The sequence below is a fragment of the Delftia sp. WSY_12 genome (assembly GCF_043104645.1).
Taxonomy (GTDB): domain Bacteria; phylum Pseudomonadota; class Gammaproteobacteria; order Burkholderiales; family Burkholderiaceae_C; genus Comamonas; species Comamonas tsuruhatensis.
Window position 1 is genome coordinate 83,326 of sequence record NZ_JBICKW010000009.1, and the last position, 18,481, is coordinate 101,806.

Sequence of the window (18,481 nt, forward strand, 5' to 3'; positions counted from 1 at the left end):
TGGCGAGTCCATGCGGGCCTGCATGCGCCCCGCTGCCGCTCAGGAACAAGGAGACGAGGGATGAGTAAAAGACACCTGCTGGCTGCCATTGCCGCAGCCCTTCTGGCCGCCCTGCCGTTGCATGGCCAGGCTCAGGCACAACCACGGGCAGCGCAGGCCCAGGCCCCAGTGCAGCCCCTCAGGATCGGCGTGGCGATGGCGCTGTTTGACGACACGGGCCTGACCATCCTGCGCAACGGCATCGTCGATGCAGCGAAAAGGCACGGAGCCGGCGTGCAGATCGAGGACGCCAGCAACGACGTGGGCAAGCAGCTGAGCCAGATCCAGAACATGATTGCCCAGCGGGCCGACGCCATCATCGTCAACCCGGTCGATACCGACGCCACGCCCAAGATCACCCGCATGGTGAGCGCCGCCCGGATTCCGCTGGTCTACGTGAACCGCCAGCCCGTGGATTTCGACAAGCTGCCCGCAGGCACTGCCGTGGTCGCGTCCGACGAAAAGCTGTCGGGCACGCTGCAGGCCCGCCAGGTCTGCAAGCTGCTGGGCGGCCGGGGCGACCTGCTGGTGCTGATGGGCGAGCTGTCCAACGATTCGGCGCGCGTGCGCACCCGCGACATCGAGGAAGTGCTGGCGACCCGCGAGTGCGCAGGCATGAAGATCCTGGACAAGCGCGAAGGCAAATGGAGCCGCACGCAGGGCCAGGACATCACCATGAACTGGCTGAGTTCGGGCATGAAGTTCGACGCCATCCTCGCCAACAACGACGAGATGGCGATAGGCGCCATCAACGCGTTGAAGTCGGCCAGGAAATGGACGCCCGACATGATCGTGGCCGGCATAGACGCCACGCCGGACGGGCTGGCGTCCATGAAGAACGGCGACCTCAAGGTCTCCGTCTTCCAGAACCTGGCGGGCCAGGGCGCCAATGCCGTCGATGCCGCCCTGCGCCTGGCCGGCAAGCAGGCCGTGGAGCGCTTCGTGAACGTGCCCTTCGAACTGGTCACGCCCGAGAACATGGACCAGTACGCCAGGCCTTGAGCCGGCCTCGCCTGGTCCGCGTCGCCCCGTCACCCCCGCCCCCGCCACCTCTTCACAACCTGTCCTCCAAGGAGTGCCCATGCCCACCGTCTCGCCGGGCAGGCCGCAGGCCGCCCCCTGGCCAGCAGCTTCCCCATCCCCTGCTGGCGACTGGCTTCTGGAAGTGCGTGGCGTGGGCAAGTCGTTTCCCGGCGTCGTGGCACTGGCCGATGTGCAGCTGCGCGTGCGCAGCGCCAGCGTGCATGCGCTGATGGGCGAGAACGGCGCCGGCAAATCCACGCTGATGAAGATCATTGCCGGCATGCATGCGCCCGACCAGGGCGAGATCCGCCTCAGGGGCAGGCCCGTCACGCTGCACGGCCCGCTGGATGCGCTGCAGCAGGGCATTGCCATGATCCACCAGGAGCTGAACCTCATGCCCGGCATGAGCGTGGCCGAGAACATCTGGATTGGCCGCGAGCCGCTCAATCGCCTCGGCCTGGTCGACCACCGCCAGCTGCGCCAGCGCACGCAGGCGCTGTTCGACCGGCTGGCCATCGGCATCGATCCCGGGGCCGAGGTGCGCACGCTGACCGTGGCCAGCCGCCAGATGGTGGAGATCGCCAAGGCCGTGTCCTTCGACTCCGAGGTGCTGATCATGGACGAGCCCACCTCCGCGCTCACCGACAGGGAGGTGGAGCACCTGTTTCGCATCATCGGCCACCTGCGCAGCCAGGGCAAAGGCATCGTCTACATCACGCACAAGATGAACGAGCTGTTCGAGATCGCCGACGAGTTCTCGGTGTTCCGTGATGGCCGCTACATAGGCACGCATGCGGCCGCCGACGTCACGCGCGACGACATCATCCGCATGATGGTGGGACGCGAGATCACACAGATGTTCCCCAAGCAGGACGTGGCCCTGGGCGACGTGGTGCTGTCCGTGGACGGGCTGGGCGTGCAGGGCGTGTTCAGCGGCCTGGGCTTCGAGCTGCGCGCCGGGGAAATCCTGGGCGTGGCCGGCCTCGTGGGCTCCGGGCGCTCCAATCTGGCCGAGGCGCTGTTCGGCGTGGTGCCCGCCACCAGCGGCGAGATCCGCATCGACGGCCGGCCGGTGAAGATCGACTCGCCCGCGCAGGCCATGCGGCACGGCATGGCCTTTCTCACCGAGGACCGCAAGGACACCGGCTGCTTCATGGGCCTGGACCTGCAGGCCAACATGGAGATGGCGGTACTGAGCAGCCGCCATGTGAAGTGCGGCTTCGTCGAGCGGGCTGCGCTGCGCCGCGACTGCGAGCACATGGCGCGCACGCTGCGCATCAAGTCGCCCGGCCTGCATGAACAGATACAGAACCTGTCGGGCGGCAACCAGCAAAAGCTGCTGATCGGCCGCTGGCTGCTGACGCGGCCCCGCATCCTCATCCTCGACGAGCCCACGCGCGGCATCGATGTCGGCGCCAAGGCCGAGATCCACCGCCTTGTCGGCACGCTGGCCGCCGAGGGCGCGGCCGTGCTGATGATTTCCTCGGAGATGCCCGAAGTGCTGGGCATGAGCGACCGCATCCTGGTCATGCATGAGGGACGCATGACGGGCATCGTCGAGCGCAGGGACGCCGACCAGGTACGGATCATGGAACTGGCTTCCCGCTGAGCCGGGGACCCCAAGCGGAGACAGGCAAGATGAGCAATACCCCATCGATTTCGCAGGCCCCCTCCCCGCCCGGCCCGGGCACCGGCCCGCTGCACCGGGCCAGGCGGCCGCCGGAACTGAGCATCTTTCTGGTGCTGCTGGGCATTGCACTGTTCTTCGAGGCGGCCGGCTGGCTCACCGTGGGCCAGAGCTTTTTGCTCAACGCCGAGCGGCTGCAGATCATCGTGCTGCAGATGGCGGTGATCGGCATCATCGCCGTGGGCGTCAACCTCGTCATCATCACCGGCGGCATCGACCTGTCGTCGGGCTCGGTGGTGGCCGCCACCGCCGTGGTGTCCGCCAGCCTGGCACAGGTGTCCGACTTTCCGCGTGCCGTGTTCCCGCAGCTGACCGACCTGCCCGTGGTCTGGCCGGTGGCGGCCGGCATGTGCGTGGGCCTGATGGTCGGCCTGCTCAACGGCTCGCTGATCGCCTTCACGGGCATTCCGCCCTTCATCGCCACGCTGGGCACCATGGTGGCCGCACGCGGCTTTGCCAAGTGGTTCACCAACGGCACGCCCGTCTCCATGCTGACCGACGACTTCGCAGCGATCGGCTCCGGCGCCCATCCGGTGATCATCTTTCTGGTGCTCGCCGCCGTCTTCCACGTGGTGCTGCGCCATACGCGCTTCGGCAAATTCACCTATGCCATCGGCTCCAACCGCCAGGCAGCCGTGGTTTCGGGCATCAACGTGCAGCGGCATCTGGTCTGGGTCTACATGATTGCCGGCCTGCTCGGCGGCATCGCCGGCACGGTGACGGCGGCGCGGGCCATCTCGGGCCAGTCGGGCATGGGTGTCATGTACGAGCTCGATGCGATTGCCGCCGTGGTGATCGGCGGCACCTCGCTGGCCGGCGGCATGGGCCGCATCACCGGCACGGTGATCGGCGTGCTGATCCTGGGCGTCATGACCTCGGGCTTCACCTTCATCCGCATCGACGCCTACTACCAGGAGATGGTCAAGGGCGCCATCATCGTCGCGGCCGTGGTCGCCGACCAGTACCGCAACAAGAAGGCGCGGCGCTGACGGCGCGCCCTGCAGGCAGACACCATGAAAATCGCCCTCGATCCCTACATGATCCGGCACGAGCCGCTGGACCGGCTGCCGCAGGCCGTGGCCGAACTGGGCTATGCGCACATCGAGCTGTCGCCGCGCAGCGATTTCCTGGACTGGTGGGTGATGCCGCGCGCCACCAAGGAGCGCATGGCCGCATTCCGCCAGGCCATGCGCGCCAGCGGCGTGGCACTGGCATCGCTGCAGCCCATGTACCGCTGGGCCAGCCCGTTCGAGGACGAACGGCAATGGGCGATGCGCTGCTGGAAGAAGGCCATCGAGGTGGCCATCGAGATGGAGTGCGCGCTGATGGTCTCGGAGTTCGGCCGTGGAGCCTCGCCCGAGCGCTCGGTGAACGGTCCTGCCGGCGCGAATCCGAAGGAGATGTGCGAGGCCGCCTGGTTCCGCTCCATGGACGAGCTGCTGCCCATCCTGGAGCGCGAAGGCATCACGCTGTCCGTGGAGCCGCATCCGGAGGACTGGATAGAGCAGCTGCGGCCGGCCATGGACATCGTGAGGAACATGGGCTCGAAGGCGCTGCGGCTGTCCTATATCGCCCCGCACACCTTCCACTACGGCGGCGACATGGCCGCCATGCTGCGCGAAGCCGCGCCGCTGCTGGCCCATGTGCGCGTGGCCGACACCTTCGACCACAGGAAGAGCAGCCAGCTGCGCTACATCGTCAACCCGCCGGGCTCGCACCACATCCGCGTGCACCAGCACCTGGACATGGGCCAGGGCGAGATCGACTGGGACCTGTTCTTCGACACGCTGGGCAGCGCCGGCTTCGACGGCGTTCTGTCGTCCTGCGTGTTCGCCTGGGAAGAGCGTGCGGCCGAATCCAGCCGCTTCATGCGCCAACAGATACAGCAACAGCTGGAAAGGCATTTCCCGGACCGCTTTGCGCCCCTGACCACCGCTTCCCACCCGAGTCCCGGCCCATGACGAATCCCATCCATTTCGCCATCAACCGCATCAGCGCCTCTCGCATGCCGTTTGCCGGCTACCTGGCCATGTGCCGGCGCCTGGGCGTGTCGGCCATCGAGATCCGCAACGACCTGTCCCATGCCGAGACCTGCGACGGCACGGCGCCCGCCGCCATCCAGGCCGCGGCGCGGCAGGCCGGCATCACCATCGTGTCCATCAACGCGCTGTATCCCTTCGACGTTTTCGACGCCGGCCTGGAGCGCAAGGCGCGCGCGCTGGCGGCGTATGCGCGTGACTGCGGCGCCCGGGCCCTGGTCATGTGCCCGTTGAACGACAGGGCCGACCCGCGCACGCCCGGCCAGCGGCGGCGCGACCTGGTGCGTGCCCTCAGGCAGCTGCGCCCCCTCCTCGATGGCCATGGCGTGCAGGGACTGGTCGAGCCCCTGGGCTTTGCCGAGTGCGCGCTGCGCCGCAAGTCCGATGCCGTCGAGGCGATCTACGGCGCAGCCGGCGAACGCCACTTCAGGCTGGTGCACGACAGCTTCCACCACTACCTGGCCGGCGAAGACATCTTCTTTCCCGACCTGACCGGGCTGGTGCATGTCTCGGGCGTCGAGGACCACCGGCTCCAAGACGGCCAGATGCGCGACGGCCACCGCGTGCTGGTCGGCGAAGGAGACCGCCTGGGCAACATCGCCCAGTTGCGAGAACTGCTCGATCGCGGCTATGGCGGCCCGGTCTCGTTCGAGCCGTTCGCGGCCCGGATCACGGACGCGGACAGCAACGAAGCCCTGCTGCGCCAGAGCATGGACTTCATCCGCCATTCATTGCTTTGAAAGAAGGGAACCATATGACGCTGCAGATCGGAGCAATAGGCTGCGGAGCCATCGGACAAGACCACATCCGCAGGATCTCCCGGGTGCTGTCGGGCGCCCGGGTGGTGGCGGTGACAGACATCGATGCGCAGCAGGCGCGGGACGTGGTGGCCAGACATGATCCGGCCATCGAGATCATGGACAGCGGCCGGGCACTGATCGCTGCGCCACAGGTGCAGGCGGTGCTGGTCACCTCCTGGGGTCCCTCGCACGAGGAACTGGTGCTGGAGGCCATCGCCCACGGCAAGCCCGTGTTCTGTGAAAAGCCGCTGGCGGTGACCGCCGCAGGCTGCATGCGCATCGTGCAAGCAGAGGTGGCGCAGGGCCGGCGCCTGGTGCAGGTCGGCTTCATGCGCCCCTACGACGCGGGCTACCGTGCGCTGCGCCATGTCATCGCCGCCGGCGAGATTGGCGCGCCCCTGATGGTGCACTGCGCGCACCGCAATCCCACGGTGGCCGGGGGCTACACCACCAGCATGGCCATCACCGACACGCTGATCCACGAGCTCGATGTCCTGCGCTGGCTGCTGGACGACGACTACGCCAGCGCCCAGGTGGTGTTCCCCAGGAAGACGCGCCACGCATTGCCGCATCTGAACGATCCGCAGATCATCCTGCTGGAGACCGTGGGCGGTGTGCGCATCGACGTGGAGGTATTCGTCAACTGCCGGTACGGCTACGACATCCAGTGCGAAGTGGTGGGCGAGACGGGCATCGCGCGCCTGCCGGAGCCTGCGGCCGTGCCCATGAAGCGCGCGGCCAGCAGTTGCACGCCCCTGCTGACCGACTGGAAGCAGCGCTTCATCGCCGCCTACGACGCGGAGCTGCAGGCCTTCATCGACGGCGTGCGCGACCGGCAACTGACAGGTCCCTCGGCCTGGGACGGCTACGCCGCCGCAGTGGCCGCCGATGCCTGCCTGCTGGCGCAGTCCTCCGGCGCGATAGAGCGCATGGCGAGCGCAGCACGCCCTGCGTTCTACCAGCCCTGAGCCCCTGACGCCATGACTGCGACCCTGACCATTGGCTGCGCGCCCTGCTGCTGGGGCGTGGACAACGTGGACAACCCGCACCTGCCGCCCTGGCGCCAGGTGCTGGACGAGGCCTGCGAGGCGGGCTTTCGGGGCATGGAACTCGGCCCCTGCGGCTACATCCCGCTCGACGCGGCCCTGGTACGCACGGAATTCACGCAGCGGCGCCTGTGCATCACCGCCGGTACGATCTTCGACGATCTCGTCTCGCCGGCCCGGCTGCCGCAGCTGCTGCGCCAGACTCGCGAGATCTGCGGACTCATCAGCCAGCTTCCCAGGCCGGCCGCTGCAGCCGGGCAACGCTACCCGGCGCCCTATCTCGTGGTGATGGACTGGGGCCACCCCGAGCGCGACTTCGAGGCCGGCCACCCGGACCGCGCCCCGCGCCTGTCCGATGCACGCTGGGCCGCCATGGTCGATCACATCCGCCAGATAGCGCACCTTGCCTGGAGCGGCTTCGGCGTGCGCGCGGTGATCCATCCGCATGCGGGCGGCTACATCGAATTTGCCGACGAGATCGACCGCATCGCCGCCGACGTGCCGGCGCAGGCCGCCGGACTGTGCCTGGATACCGGCCACCTGCACTACAGCGGCATGGACCCGGCAAGCTGGCTGCGCCGGCATGCGGCATGGCTGGAATACGTGCATTTCAAGGACATAGACGCCCAGGTGTACGGGCAGGTGATGGGCGAGCGCATTGCGTTCTTCGACGCCTGCGCCCGGGGCGTGATGTGCCCCATCGGCCAAGGCGTGCTCGACTATCCGGCCATAGGCGCCACGCTACGGGAGATCGGCTATGCAGGCTGCATCACGGTGGAGCAGGAGCGCGACCCGCGCAATGCGGGTGCCAGCCTGCCCGACGTGGCCGCCAGCCGCGCCTTCCTGGCCCGCACAGGTTTTTGCTGAAGACGCTTTTGCTGAAGACGCAACACAAAGGTGGACACCATGATCGACGGAACCCTTCTGCCCGGCCGCCCGATTGCCTGGGGCATGGTCGGCGGCGGACACAACAGCCAGATCGGCCATGTGCACCGGTCGGCGGCGCTGCGCGACCACAATTTCCGGCTCGTGGCCGGGGCGTTCGACATCGATGCCGCGCGCGGGCGCCGGTTCGGCGAACAACTGGGCGTGGACGTGCAGCGCTGCTACGCCGACTACCGGGCGATGTTCGAGGCCGAGGCCGGCCGCCCGGACGGCATTCGCGCGGTATCCATCGCCACGCCCAACAACACCCATTTCGAGATCTGCAAGGCCGCCCTGCTCTCAGGCCTGCACGTGGTCTGCGAGAAACCGCTGTGCTTCACCACGGCCGAGGCCAAGGAGCTGCTGGAGCTGTCCCTTGCCAGGAACCGCATGGTCGGCGTGGCCTACGGCTATGCCGGCCACCCGCTCATCGCCCAGGCGCGCGAGATGATCGCGCGGGGCGAGCTGGGCGACATCCGCATCGTGCAGATGCAGTTCTCGCACGGCTTTCACAGCGAGGCGGTGGAGCAGTCCAGCCCCGCCGCGCGCTGGCGCATGGACCCGGCCTTTGCCGGCCCCAGCTATGTGCTGGGCGACATTGGCACGCATCCGCTGTACCTTTCCCAGGTGATGCTGCCGGGGCTGAAGATCGAGCGGCTGATGTGCAGCCGGCAGAGCTTCGTCAGCAGCCGCGCCCCGCTGGAGGACAACGCCTTCACCCTCATGCAGTACCAGGGCGGCGCCATGGGCTACCTGTGGGCCTGCGCGGTCAACAGCGGCTCCATGCATGGGCACAAGCTGCGCGTCATCGGCGCCAGGGCCAGCCTCGAATGGTGGGACGAACACCCCAACCAGCTGCGCCACGAAGTCCAGGGCCAGCCGGCGCAGGTGCTCGATCGCGGCATGGGCTATCTGCACCCCGCCGCGCTGCAGGAAGACCGCATCAGCGCAGGCCATGCGGAAGGCCTGTTCGAAGCATGGTCCAACCTCTACCACCGCTTCGCGCTGGCGATGGAGGCCACGGACAGGCGCGATCGCGAGGCGCTGCAAACCATCCTCCATCCGGACATCCACGCTGGCATCGAGGGCGTGCGCTGGGTGGAGAACTGCGTGCGCTCGGCCGATGCCGGCGGGATCTGGGTGGACTACTGCTAGGGAATGCCATGCCCCGCCTGGGCTGCCAGCGGCCCGGGACCCGGGGATCGCCATGGCATCATGGCCCATCCAGAAATCAGTCGATCCCTTGCCCCGGGATCGCCCACCGGCCCGCCTGCGATGAGCCCTTCCCCGCCGCCCCCCGCATCCGTGGACCGACTCCTGCAGCAGATTGCCCAGGAATACGATGGCCTGAGCCGGCAGCTCAAGGCCATTGCCCGCCACATCGAGGTCCACCGCGACCAGCTCGGCCTGCAAGGCATACAGTCCCTTGCCGCGCAATGTGGTGTGCAGCCCTCAGCCGTCGTACGGTTTGCCAAGCATTTCGGGCTCTCGGGTTTTTCCGAGATGCAGCGCCTGTTCCGCGAAGGCCTTGCCGAGCAGATCGCGCCGGGCCGCGCCTATGAGCTGCGCGTGCGCGACATGGTCGAGGCCGGCCCCGCCGCCCTGGAGCCCGTGCAGATTGCCGACGAATTCCTCAAAGGCGGCATGGCCGGCATGCAGCAGCTGCGCCAGAACCTGGACGGTCAGGCATTCGACCGGGCGGTGGAGCTGCTGGCCGGCACGCAGGCGATCTGGATCGCCGGCTCGCGCCGCTCGTTTCCCGTGGCCGTGTATCTGGAATATGCGCTGCAACACACCGACAAGCGCATAGGCCTGTTCAGCGCGCTGGGCAGCATGCAGCAGGGGCAGATCCGGTCGGTGCGCAGCGGCGACGTGATGATCGCCATTTCCTTCATGCCCTATGCGGACGAAACCGTGCAGGTGGCGCAGTGGGCCAGGCAGCGCAGCGCCCACCTGATCGCCATGACCGACAGCCGCATGAGCCCCATTGCGCGCGAGGCCGAGGCGGCCCTGATCGTGCAGGACAGCGCCACCTTCGGCTTTCGCGCGCTGACGGCGGCCATGGGGCTGGCGCAAAGCCTTTTCGTGGCCCTGGCCTACCGGCTGGAGCTGTCGCTGCGCTCGTCAGCCGCGCCCGGCAGCTTGGCAGGCGAGTAGACAAAGCAAAGCGCCACCCTGGGGTGGCGCAGCGGTGGGGCAGGCAGGGGCCGTTGCCGGCCCTTGCCCTGGCCAGGGCGTTCTCAGGCCTTGGCCACGGCGGCCTCGGCAGGCAGGGCCTGCACGGGCTCTCCGTCCAGGGCGGCGTTGAGCTTGCTGTAGTCCAGCTCGTTTTCCCAGCGCGAGACCACCACGGTGGCCACGGCGTTGCCCATGAAGTTCGTCAGCGAGCGGCACTCGCTCATGAAGCGGTCCACGCCCAGGATCAGGGCCATGCCGGCCACGGGCACCTCGGGCACCACGGCCAGCGTGGCGGCCAGCGTGATGAAGCCCGCGCCGGTCACGCCGGCAGCTCCCTTGGAGCTGAGCATGGCCACCAGCAGCAGCGCGATCTCGTGGCCCAGGGTCAGGTGGGTGTTGGTGGCCTGGGCGATGAACAGCGCGGCCAGCGTCATGTAGATGTTGGTGCCGTCCAGGTTGAACGAATAGCCCGTGGGCACGACCAGGCCCACGACGGACTTGCCGCAGCCGGCGCGCTCCATCTTCTGCATCAGCGAAGGCAGGGCCGATTCCGAGGACGAGGTGCCCAGCACCAGCAGCAGCTCGGCCTTCAGGTAGCGTGCCAGCTTGAGCACCGAGAAGCCGCACAGCCGCGCCACGAAGCCCAGCACCACGACCACGAAGAGCAGCGAGGTGATGTAGAACGAGCCCACCAGCCAGGCCAGGTTGACCAGCGAACCCAGGCCGAACTTGCCGATGGTGAAGGCGATGGCGCCGAAGGCGCCCAGCGGCGCAGCCTTCATCAGGATGCCGACCAGCTTGAACACGGGGGCCGTCAGCGCCTCCAGGAAGTTGAGCACGGGCTTGCCGGCGTCGCCGACCATGGCCAGCGAGATGCCGAACAGCACGGCCACGAACAGCACCTGCAGGATGTTGTCGCCCACGAAGGGGCTGACCAGCGTCTTGGGGATGATGTCCATGGCAAAGCCGGTGAGCGTCAGCTCATGCGACTTGGCCACATAGCCCTTCACGGCAGCCTGGTCCAGGTCGGCCGGGTTGATGTTCATGCCCGCGCCAGGCTGCACCACGTGCGCCACCACCATGCCGACCACCAGGGCCAGCGTGGAGAAGAACAGGAAGTAGGCCATGGCCTTGAGGAACACCCGGCCCACCGTGCGCAGGTGCGTCATGCCCGCAATGCCGGTGACGATGGTCAGGAAGATCACCGGCGCGATGATCATCTTCACCAGCTTGATGAAGGCGTCGCCCAGCGGCTTGAACTGCTCGGCGTACTGGGGCTCGAAGTGGCCGAGCAGCACGCCCGCCACGATGGCGACCACCACCTGGAAATACAGCTGGCGGTAGAAGGGCAGCCGCTCGGGGCTGGCGGCGTGGGTGGGGACGGCATGCATGGTGCGGCTCCGGCAGGATTTCTGTGGGGTTGACGCACCACCGAGGTGCGGCAAGTTGCGGGAAGGTGCAGGTTGTACCGCTGGCATCCTCCGGCGCCGATAACCTATTGGTATTAGGCGCAGGCGCTCTCCCAGGGAGAATGGACGCAGAATCAGGGTAATCCCCAACCCCTTCCCGTCCCTGGAAGGCACCAAGCTGGCGCCCAATCGGGCCCAGACCACCATGCCCCAACCCGTTCGACGCCCTTCACGCCGCTCCTTCTGGACCCTGCTGCTGCTGTTCGGCGGCATGCTCGCCTGCATGCTGCTGGCCGGGGAGCTGGTCTATCACCGCGCCCTGCGCGGCGAGGCCGAAAGCGTGCAGCGCCAGCTCAGCCTCTACGCCCAGGCCCTGGGCCAGCGCATAGACCGCTACCGCACCCTGCCCGAGGTGCTGGCGCTGGATGCGCAGCTGCGCGCCGCCCTCACCCACCCGCTGTCTCCCGCCGAGGTCGATGCCCTCAACCGCAAGCTGGAGCAGGCCAACGGCGCCAGCCAGTCGTCCACGCTGACCCTGATCGACCGCCACGGCACGGCCCTGGCCGCCAGCAACTGGCGCGAGACGCGCAGCAACGTGGGCGTGGACTACAGCTTCAGGCCCTATGTGCAGCAGGCGCTGTCGCGCGGCAGCGGGCGCTTCTACGGCATCGGCCTGACCACGGGCCTGCCGGGCTACTTCCTGTCGCAGGCCATCCTGGACGAGCACAACGCCGTCGCGGGCCTGGTGGTGATCAAGATCGCGCTGCTGGAGCTGGAGCGCGAATGGCTGCAGACGCCTGACGTGGTCATGGCCTCGGACGAGCACGGCGTGGTCTTCCTGGCCAGCCAGTCCGACTGGCGCTACCGCCTGCTGTCACCCCTGAGCCCCGCCGACGAGGCGGACCTGGCCGCCACGCGCCAGTACATCGACCAGGAACTGCACCCCATGCGCTACCGGGTGCGCCAGGGCCTGGAGCAAGGCAGCCGCCTGGTGCAGATGCAGGAACCCGCCCTGCCCGGCACCACGCTGTGGCAGACCCTGCCCCTGCCCGGCAGCGACTGGCAGTTGCACCTGCTGCATGACACGCAGGCCAGCACCGTGGCCAGCCGCTGGGCGGCGGCGGCCGCGGCGGGGGGCTGGCTGGCCCTGGGCATGCTGGTGCTGTTCGTGCGCCAGCGCAGGCGGCTGGCCGCGCTGCGCCTGCGCAGCCGCCTGGAGCTGGAGACCGTGCTGCGCCAGCATGCCCAGGAGCTGCGCACGGCCCAGGACGGCATCGTCCAGGCCGCGCGCCAGGCCGACACGGGACTGAGCCGCAGCCTGGAGCACCTGCCCCAGGGCGTGGTGGTGATCGATGCCGACCTCAACCTGGTGGCCTGGAACTCGCGCTACGTGGAGCTGTTCCGCTTTCCCTCCGAACTGCTGCGCACGGGCCAGCCCATAGAGAACCTGTTTCGGTACAACGCCCGGCGCGGCCTGCTGGGGCCCGGCCCCATCGAAGAGGCCATCCACCGGCGGCTGCAGCATCTGCGCAGCGGCAGCCCGCACCTGCGCGAAAGCACCAAGGACGACGGCACGGTGCTGGAGATCCGCGGCAACCCGCTGCCCGACGGCGGCTTCGTCACCAGCTATGCCGACATCACCAGCTACAAGAACGCCGCACGCGAGCTGCGCTCGCTGGCCGATGCGCTGGAGCAGCGCATTGCCGAGCGCACGCGCGACCTGGCCGAGGCCAAGCGCGAGGCCGAGCAGGCCAACCGCTACAAGACCCGTTTCGTGGCCGCTGCGGTGCACGACCTGCTGCAGCCTCTGAACGCCGCGCGCATGTTCAGCTCCCTGCTGCGCAGCCATCTGCATGACGAGGCGGGCCGCCACGTGGCCGACAGCATCGACGGCGCCCTGGCCGCGCAGGACGCCATCCTGGGCAGCCTGCTGGACATCTCGCGCATGGAATCGGGCCAGCTGGAGGTGCGCGTGCGCGACTTCGCGCTGGGCCCGCTGCTGCAGGTCATGCGCCACAACTTCGGCATCCTGGCCGAAAGCCGGGGCCTGCGCCTGAGCGCGGTGGACACGCGCTGCGTCGTGCGCAGCGACGAGGCCCTGCTGCGCCGCATCCTGCAGAACTTCCTGTCCAACGCCATACGCTACACGCGCCAGGGCCGCATCGTCATCGGCTGCCGGCGCCAGGGCCAGCAGTTGCGCATCGAGGTGCACGACCAGGGACCGGGCATTCCCGAGAGCCTGCAGCACGAGATCTTCGAGGAATTCCGCCGCCTGGACGAGGGCCATGGCGACGACCGTGGTGCCGGGCTGGGCCTGGCCATCGTCGAGCGCCTGGGCCGGCTGCTGGGCCATGAGATCGGCCTGCGCTCGCAACTGGGGCGGGGCAGCGTGTTCTGGGTCTGCGTGCCGCTGGGCGACCCGGGCGCCGTGCCGCAGATCGCCGCAAGCGCGCAGACCGGCGACCCGGACCAGGATGCACCGCTGCAGGGCATGAACGCCTGGTATGTGGAGGACGATCCCCAGTCCTGCACCGCCATGCGCGCCCTGCTGCAGCGCTGGGGCTGCAGCGTGCCGCTGGCCGGCGGCCCGGCCGAGGCGCTGGCGCTGGCCGCGCCCGGCGAGGCACCGCAACTGGTGCTGCTCGATGTGCGCCTGGGCCAGTTGCACGGCCCCGATGTCTACGCGCAGCTGTGCCAGCGCTGGGGCCAGTCGCCGCCCGTGATCCTGGTCACGGCCGAGCGCGACGGCATGCTGCGCCGCCAGGCGGCCGAGCGCGGCTGGGGCTTTCTGGCCAAGCCCGTGCGCCCGCCCGCGCTGCGCGCGCTCATGAGCCAGATGCTGCTGCGCCACCGGTAGGGGCACGGCACGCCGCGGCATGGAGTTCAGGCCGTGCCGTCGTTCTCCAGGCTCTTGACCAGCACGGCAGCCTGCGTGCGGCTGTAGCACTCCAGCTTCTTGAGAATGGCCGTCACATGCACCTTGACGGTGTTCTCGGCCAGCCCCAGTTCATGGGCGATCTGTTTGTTGAGCAGGCCGTCGGCCAGGCACAGCAGCACGCGGAACTGCTGGGGCGTGAGCTGGGCCAGCCGCGCGGCCAGCGCGGCGTCGGCCTCGGAGCGCTCGGCGGCCATGGGCGGGAACCAGCTGCCGCCGTCCAGCACTTCCTGCAGGGCCGTGCCTATGGCCTCGGCCGGCGCCGACTTCGGAATGAAGCCCGCGGCACCGAACTGCTGGGCACGGCGGATCACGCGCGGATGGTCGTTGGATGAGATCACCACCACCGGAATGTCGGGGTACTCGCCGCGCACATGCAGCAGCGCGGAGAAGCCGCGCGCGCCCGGCATGGCCAGGTCCAGCAGCACCAGTTCGATCTCGGGGTGCTGCTGCAGCGCCGCCCCCAGGGTCGCAGCGCTTGCGGCCTCCAGCACGGCGAACTGCGGCAGGGCCTCGCGCAGCACATGGATCACCGCAGCGCGGAACAGCGGGTGGTCATCGGCAACGAGCAAGGTGGATTCGGACATGGGCGCGAGTCTGACACGTCTGCAAACACATGCCCGGCTCATGGACCCCCGTGGAGGCCGGTGGCCGGGTTGCAGGCTGGCACGCCGTTTGCAATCAGTTGCAGCCACAGGCCTGGCAACAGGCGGAAATCTTCCTCCAACCGACGAACAAGGAGCCCTGAATTGACCTTTGAGCCCTCTTGCAAGGACCTGCTGCACAGGCCTGGTGCCCCGGCCCCAACCCAGTGCACGGCAGCGTTCAAGCCGCGAGAGTGCAAAACACAAATTAAGTTTCGTCATAACTGTGTCAAAGACACCACTTTCTGGCCGGTGCAATGGCTGGGATGCGTTGTAATACGCGGCTTAGCCAGTCTGGACTGCCTCGCGCGCGCACCGCAAAGGCACGCCGACACCGGCCGGACCCTGATGCGAAAACGCCACTGTCCCAGGTTTGCCACATAGCCCGCCCAGGGCGTTTGCCTCATCGTCTGCCCCGGTCACAGCACTGGCCAACCGTTTCCACTATCCAACAATGAAAGACTCCTCAACATGAAACGTTCCTTCATCGCACTGGCCGCTGCACTGGCCTGCGCCGGCGCTGCACACGCCCAAAGCTCGGTCCAGCTGACAGGCCTGGTGGACGCCTATGCCGGCTCCATGCGCATGGCTGGCGACGCCAGCGGCAAGGGCGTCGTGGGTTCGGGCGGCATGACCACCTCCTGGTGGGGCATGAAGGGCCAGGAAGACCTGGGCGGCGGCCTGAAGGTCGATTTCCAGCTGACGGCCTTCATGCGCGTGGACACCGGCAGCCCCGGCCGCTTCGACGGCGACCCGTACTTCTCGCGCGATGCCAACGTCGGCCTGTCCGGCGGCTTCGGCACGGTGCGCCTGGGCCGCGGCATGGCGCCCAACTTCCTGCCCACCATCCTGACCAACCCCTTCGGCGACTCCTTCACCATCTCCCCGCTGGTGCTGCACGCCAACGTGGGCACGGCAGCCTGGGGCTCGGCCAACCTGACCACGCCGTCGGACACCGGCTGGAGCAACCAGATCGTCTACAGCACGCCCAAGTTCGGCGGCCTGCAGGCCAACGTCCACTACCAGTTCGGTGAAAAGGGCGGCGACTCCGGCAAGAAGAACATCGGCGTGAACGCCATGTACTTCGGCGGCCCGCTGAGCCTGGTGGCCTTCTACGAACGCGCCCAGATCAGCAACCCCGTGAGCCTGGCCGTCATGCCCACCAAAACCGACTGGATGCTGGGCGGCACCTACAACTTCGAAGTGGCCAAGCTGTACGCGACCTACGGCCAGGCCAAGGTCAAGGACCTGGACCGCAAGAACAGCACCTACTCGCTGGGCCTGGACGTGCCCGTGAGCAGCGCCGGCACCATCAAGGCAGCCCTCGCCCGCACCAAGGCCGAGATCGGCGCCGTGGACTCCACGCGCACCACGGCCAGCCTGGGCTACGACCACTACCTGTCCAAGCGCACCGATGTGTACACCGTGCTGATGCACGACCGCATCACGGACCTGAAGTCGGGCACCAGCCTGATCGCGGGTATCCGCCACCGTTTCTAAGGCGACGCCTGGCCTGCCAGCACGGGCCGGGGACTTACGTCCCGAACTTTCAGCGAGGCCTTGCCTCGCTTTTTTTTTCGGCCTTCTGAAGATCGATAGGGAATTTCTCCCACCGCTTTTTTCACGAACGTCAAGAGAGAAAGCGATTGTCCGACAGCCACGCTGCGCAATCCGGTGTGCAATGGAGTCCAGGCCCAGCCCCATGCTCTGCCTGCGCTGCCAGACAGGAGGTGCACCATGCGCAGACCCAGCCCCTTCGGACGTCATCCCTTCATTGCCTTCACCGCCACGGTATTGCTTGCCGTCGCCGCCAGCGTTGCCACCTTGTGGCTGGACAGCGCCGCCCCGGCCGCAGACACCTTGCTGCAAAAAGACCCGGGCGCCCTGCTGTCGTCGATGTAGGCCCTGCAAGCGCCTGCAAATGCCTGCTCAGCGCCATCCCTTTCGGACTGGCGCTGTTTTCATTTGCCGGCCGATGCGCCGGTTGATGTACCTGCCGATGCGCCCCCACCGCTGGCCGTCTTCTCCAGCAGCGCCAGCCTGCGCCTGACGGCCTGGGCCTTGTCCACCTCGCCCGCCTGATCATGGGCCCTGGCCTGCAGCAGCAGCCAGGCCATCACCGCCCGGCGCCAGCCCTGGGCCGAGGCGGTCTCGGCACCCAGCTCCAGCAACTGCGGCTGTGCCGCCCCCGCCCGCAAGGCCGCGCCGGCCGCCACCAGCCGGGGCAGCGGCTCCTTGATGGCGCCCACGGCAGCCAGCGCCGAGGCAGGCACACCCAGCAGCGCCTGCGCCACGGGGCGCTGTAGTTCCGGCAATAGCGCAATGTCTTCGGGCCGGGGCCTGCCTTGCAAATAGCGCGCATAGGCGGCCTCCGCCGGCGCCGCGTCAAGCGCCAGCGCCTGGTAGCCGGGGCAGTCGTCCCATTCGAGACTGGCCACCTGGGCCGCGCAGCGCATCAGCTCCAGACGCGCGGCCAGGTCGGTGCGGCCCGTGGCGGCCACCTCGGCGCGGGCCTTGTCCCATTCCAGGGCCTGCACGCGCTGGCGGCCTTCCAGGTAGGCGGTGGATGCGCGTTGCGAAGCCGATTCGGCATTCAGCGCCCAGTCCGGCGCGGGCGGGCGGCTGCTGCAGCCGGCCAGCACCAGGGTCAGCACGGCGCCGGCGGCGGCATGGCGCGCCAGGAGGGTTGCGGCAGAAAGTTTCTTGGCGGCAGCACTCATGGCAGCTTCAACTCCGGTTGATGGGCAAACGGCCACTTGCGCTGCAGGTCGGCCAGCACGCCTTCGAGGCGGCGCAGGTTGCCCTCCACCTCGGCGCGCAGTGCGCCCAGGTCGGCCGTGGCCTCGCGCGCATTGGAGCCCACGGCCTGGGCCTCGGCCAGCACGGCGTCCACCTTGCCCAGCGTGCGGCGCGTGTCGGCCAGCAGGCCGTTGAGCTGCACCACGGTGGAACGCACCTCGGGCATGACGCCGCCGGCGTCGAACACCTGGCTGTCGGCCCGCGCCACCATGCGCTCCATGCGGGCCAGCGTGGCATTGGCGCGGTCCAGCAGGGCCGTGACCTTGCGCGCCTCCTGCTCGCTGCCCATGACCACGCCCAGCACGCCGCCCGGCCCCTGGGCCCGGCCGGCCAGGCCGCGCAGCTCGGTCAGCGACCCGCCCAGGGCCGAGTCCGGCGCGGTGAGCTGGGCGATGTTGCCCAGCACTTCCTTGGCCGTGGACATGATCTGCGGCAGCTCGGCCGTGGCATCGCCGCGCAGCACGGGGCGCACGGCCTCGTCGGGCAGCGGCGGATCGCTGAGGATGCCGCTGTAGGCCTTGATGGTGGTGCCGCCCACCAGCCCCTTGACCAGGGTGAAGACGCTGGACTCGCGCAGCCAGTGCGCGTCCTTGCGCGGCACGTCGATGAGGATGCGCACATTGCCGTCCTCGGCCAGTTCGATGCGGCGCACGCGCCCGATCGGAAAGCCCGAGAAGGTCATGTCCATGCCCACGCTCACGCCCTCGGAGTCGTCGGCCGTGAGCACCAGGCGCTGCGTGGCGTCGAACACGCCGCGCGAGTACAGCAGGTACAGGGCCGATCCAAGAATCAGCACCAGCGTGAACAGCAGCAGGCCCGCCGCCTTGGCGCGCAGGTGCGCCACGGGCTTGAGGGCCTCGATTTCCTCGCCGTCCCAGGGGTCTGGCGGCGTGCGCCGCGTATCGGTCATGGCATTCCTTGTTCTGGCACGGGCCTTGCCGTGCATGTGGGGTTCGTG

16 protein-coding genes are annotated in these 18,481 nt (G+C 68.5%); 12 read left to right on the forward strand and 4 right to left on the reverse strand.

Going from position 1 to position 18,481, the window contains the following annotated elements:
- The first annotated feature begins 60 nt into the window (after nucleotides 1–60).
- From ACF8LI_RS04580 to ACF8LI_RS04620, 9 genes are all read left to right on the forward strand, one after another.
- A complete protein-coding gene (locus ACF8LI_RS04580; protein WP_392412195.1) occupies nucleotides 61–1,041 on the forward strand; it encodes a sugar ABC transporter substrate-binding protein in 981 nt (326 codons plus the stop codon).
- A gap of 79 nt (nucleotides 1,042–1,120) precedes the next feature.
- The gene (locus ACF8LI_RS04585) at nucleotides 1,121–2,671 is read left to right on the forward strand and encodes a sugar ABC transporter ATP-binding protein (protein ID WP_046240129.1); all 1,551 of its coding nucleotides are present in this window, start codon (nucleotides 1,121–1,123) and stop codon (nucleotides 2,669–2,671) included.
- A 29-nt stretch (nucleotides 2,672–2,700) separates the two neighbouring features.
- On the forward strand, nucleotides 2,701–3,738 hold the full coding sequence (locus tag ACF8LI_RS04590) for an ABC transporter permease (RefSeq protein ID WP_016449899.1): 1,038 nt from the start codon (nucleotides 2,701–2,703) through the stop codon (nucleotides 3,736–3,738).
- 24 nt (nucleotides 3,739–3,762) lie between these two features.
- Complete coding sequence (locus ACF8LI_RS04595; protein WP_047217207.1) at nucleotides 3,763–4,710, forward strand: sugar phosphate isomerase/epimerase family protein; 948 nt, start codon at nucleotides 3,763–3,765, stop codon at nucleotides 4,708–4,710.
- On the forward strand, nucleotides 4,707–5,528 hold the full coding sequence (locus ACF8LI_RS04600) for a TIM barrel protein (RefSeq protein WP_047217206.1): 822 nt from the start codon (nucleotides 4,707–4,709) through the stop codon (nucleotides 5,526–5,528). The genes ACF8LI_RS04595 and ACF8LI_RS04600 overlap by 4 nt, the downstream gene beginning before the upstream one ends.
- A gap of 14 nt (nucleotides 5,529–5,542) precedes the next feature.
- A complete protein-coding gene (locus ACF8LI_RS04605; protein WP_016449902.1) occupies nucleotides 5,543–6,556 on the forward strand; it encodes a Gfo/Idh/MocA family protein in 1,014 nt (337 codons plus the stop codon).
- A gap of 12 nt (nucleotides 6,557–6,568) precedes the next feature.
- Nucleotides 6,569–7,501, forward strand: coding sequence for a TIM barrel protein (locus tag ACF8LI_RS04610; protein ID WP_392412198.1), 933 nt, complete (start codon nucleotides 6,569–6,571; stop codon nucleotides 7,499–7,501).
- A 39-nt stretch (nucleotides 7,502–7,540) separates the two neighbouring features.
- Nucleotides 7,541–8,713, forward strand: coding sequence for a Gfo/Idh/MocA family protein (locus tag ACF8LI_RS04615; protein WP_017404563.1), 1,173 nt, complete (start codon nucleotides 7,541–7,543; stop codon nucleotides 8,711–8,713).
- Nucleotides 8,714–8,833: 120 nt separating this feature from the next.
- Nucleotides 8,834–9,715 carry a MurR/RpiR family transcriptional regulator gene (locus ACF8LI_RS04620; RefSeq protein ID WP_016452430.1) on the forward strand — a complete coding sequence of 294 codons (882 nt, stop codon included), beginning with the start codon at nucleotides 8,834–8,836 and terminating at the stop codon, nucleotides 9,713–9,715.
- An 83-nt stretch (nucleotides 9,716–9,798) separates the two neighbouring features.
- On the opposite strand, the gene ACF8LI_RS04625 is transcribed toward ACF8LI_RS04620, so the two are convergent.
- Nucleotides 9,799–11,127, reverse strand: a complete 1,329-nt coding sequence (locus tag ACF8LI_RS04625) for a dicarboxylate/amino acid:cation symporter (protein ID WP_016449906.1) — start codon at nucleotides 11,125–11,127, stop codon at nucleotides 9,799–9,801.
- Nucleotides 11,128–11,350: 223 nt separating this feature from the next.
- Here ACF8LI_RS04625 and ACF8LI_RS04630 point away from each other — a divergent pair, with 223 nt between their 5' ends.
- Nucleotides 11,351–14,002: a PAS-domain containing protein gene (locus ACF8LI_RS04630; RefSeq protein WP_392412200.1), complete on the forward strand. Its 2,652-nt coding sequence runs from the start codon at nucleotides 11,351–11,353 to the stop codon at nucleotides 14,000–14,002.
- Between the two features lie 26 nt (nucleotides 14,003–14,028).
- Here ACF8LI_RS04630 and ACF8LI_RS04635 read toward each other — a convergent pair whose 3' ends face one another.
- Nucleotides 14,029–14,667 carry a response regulator transcription factor gene (locus ACF8LI_RS04635; protein ID WP_016449908.1) on the reverse strand — a complete coding sequence of 213 codons (639 nt, stop codon included), beginning with the start codon at nucleotides 14,665–14,667 and terminating at the stop codon, nucleotides 14,029–14,031.
- A 528-nt stretch (nucleotides 14,668–15,195) separates the two neighbouring features.
- Between ACF8LI_RS04635 and ACF8LI_RS04640 the strand changes: the two genes are divergently transcribed.
- Both ACF8LI_RS04640 and ACF8LI_RS04645 read left to right on the forward strand, forming a co-directional pair.
- Entirely contained in the window at nucleotides 15,196–16,224 is a 1,029-nt protein-coding gene (locus tag ACF8LI_RS04640) for a porin (RefSeq protein WP_016449909.1), read from the forward strand.
- 237 nt (nucleotides 16,225–16,461) lie between these two features.
- A complete protein-coding gene (locus ACF8LI_RS04645; protein WP_016449910.1) occupies nucleotides 16,462–16,626 on the forward strand; it encodes a hypothetical protein in 165 nt (54 codons plus the stop codon).
- A gap of 59 nt (nucleotides 16,627–16,685) precedes the next feature.
- Here ACF8LI_RS04645 and ACF8LI_RS04650 read toward each other — a convergent pair whose 3' ends face one another.
- Together ACF8LI_RS04650 and ACF8LI_RS04655 are read right to left on the reverse strand one after the other, a co-directional pair.
- Nucleotides 16,686–17,444: a hypothetical protein gene (locus tag ACF8LI_RS04650; RefSeq protein WP_312839927.1), complete on the reverse strand. Its 759-nt coding sequence runs from the start codon at nucleotides 17,442–17,444 to the stop codon at nucleotides 16,686–16,688.
- Nucleotides 17,441–18,433 (reverse strand): MlaD family protein, encoded by a 993-nt coding sequence (locus ACF8LI_RS04655; RefSeq protein ID WP_013803088.1) that lies wholly within the window; start codon nucleotides 18,431–18,433, stop codon nucleotides 17,441–17,443. Before ACF8LI_RS04655 ends, ACF8LI_RS04650 begins: the two co-directional genes overlap by 4 nt.
- Nucleotides 18,434–18,481: the final 48 nt, after the last annotated feature.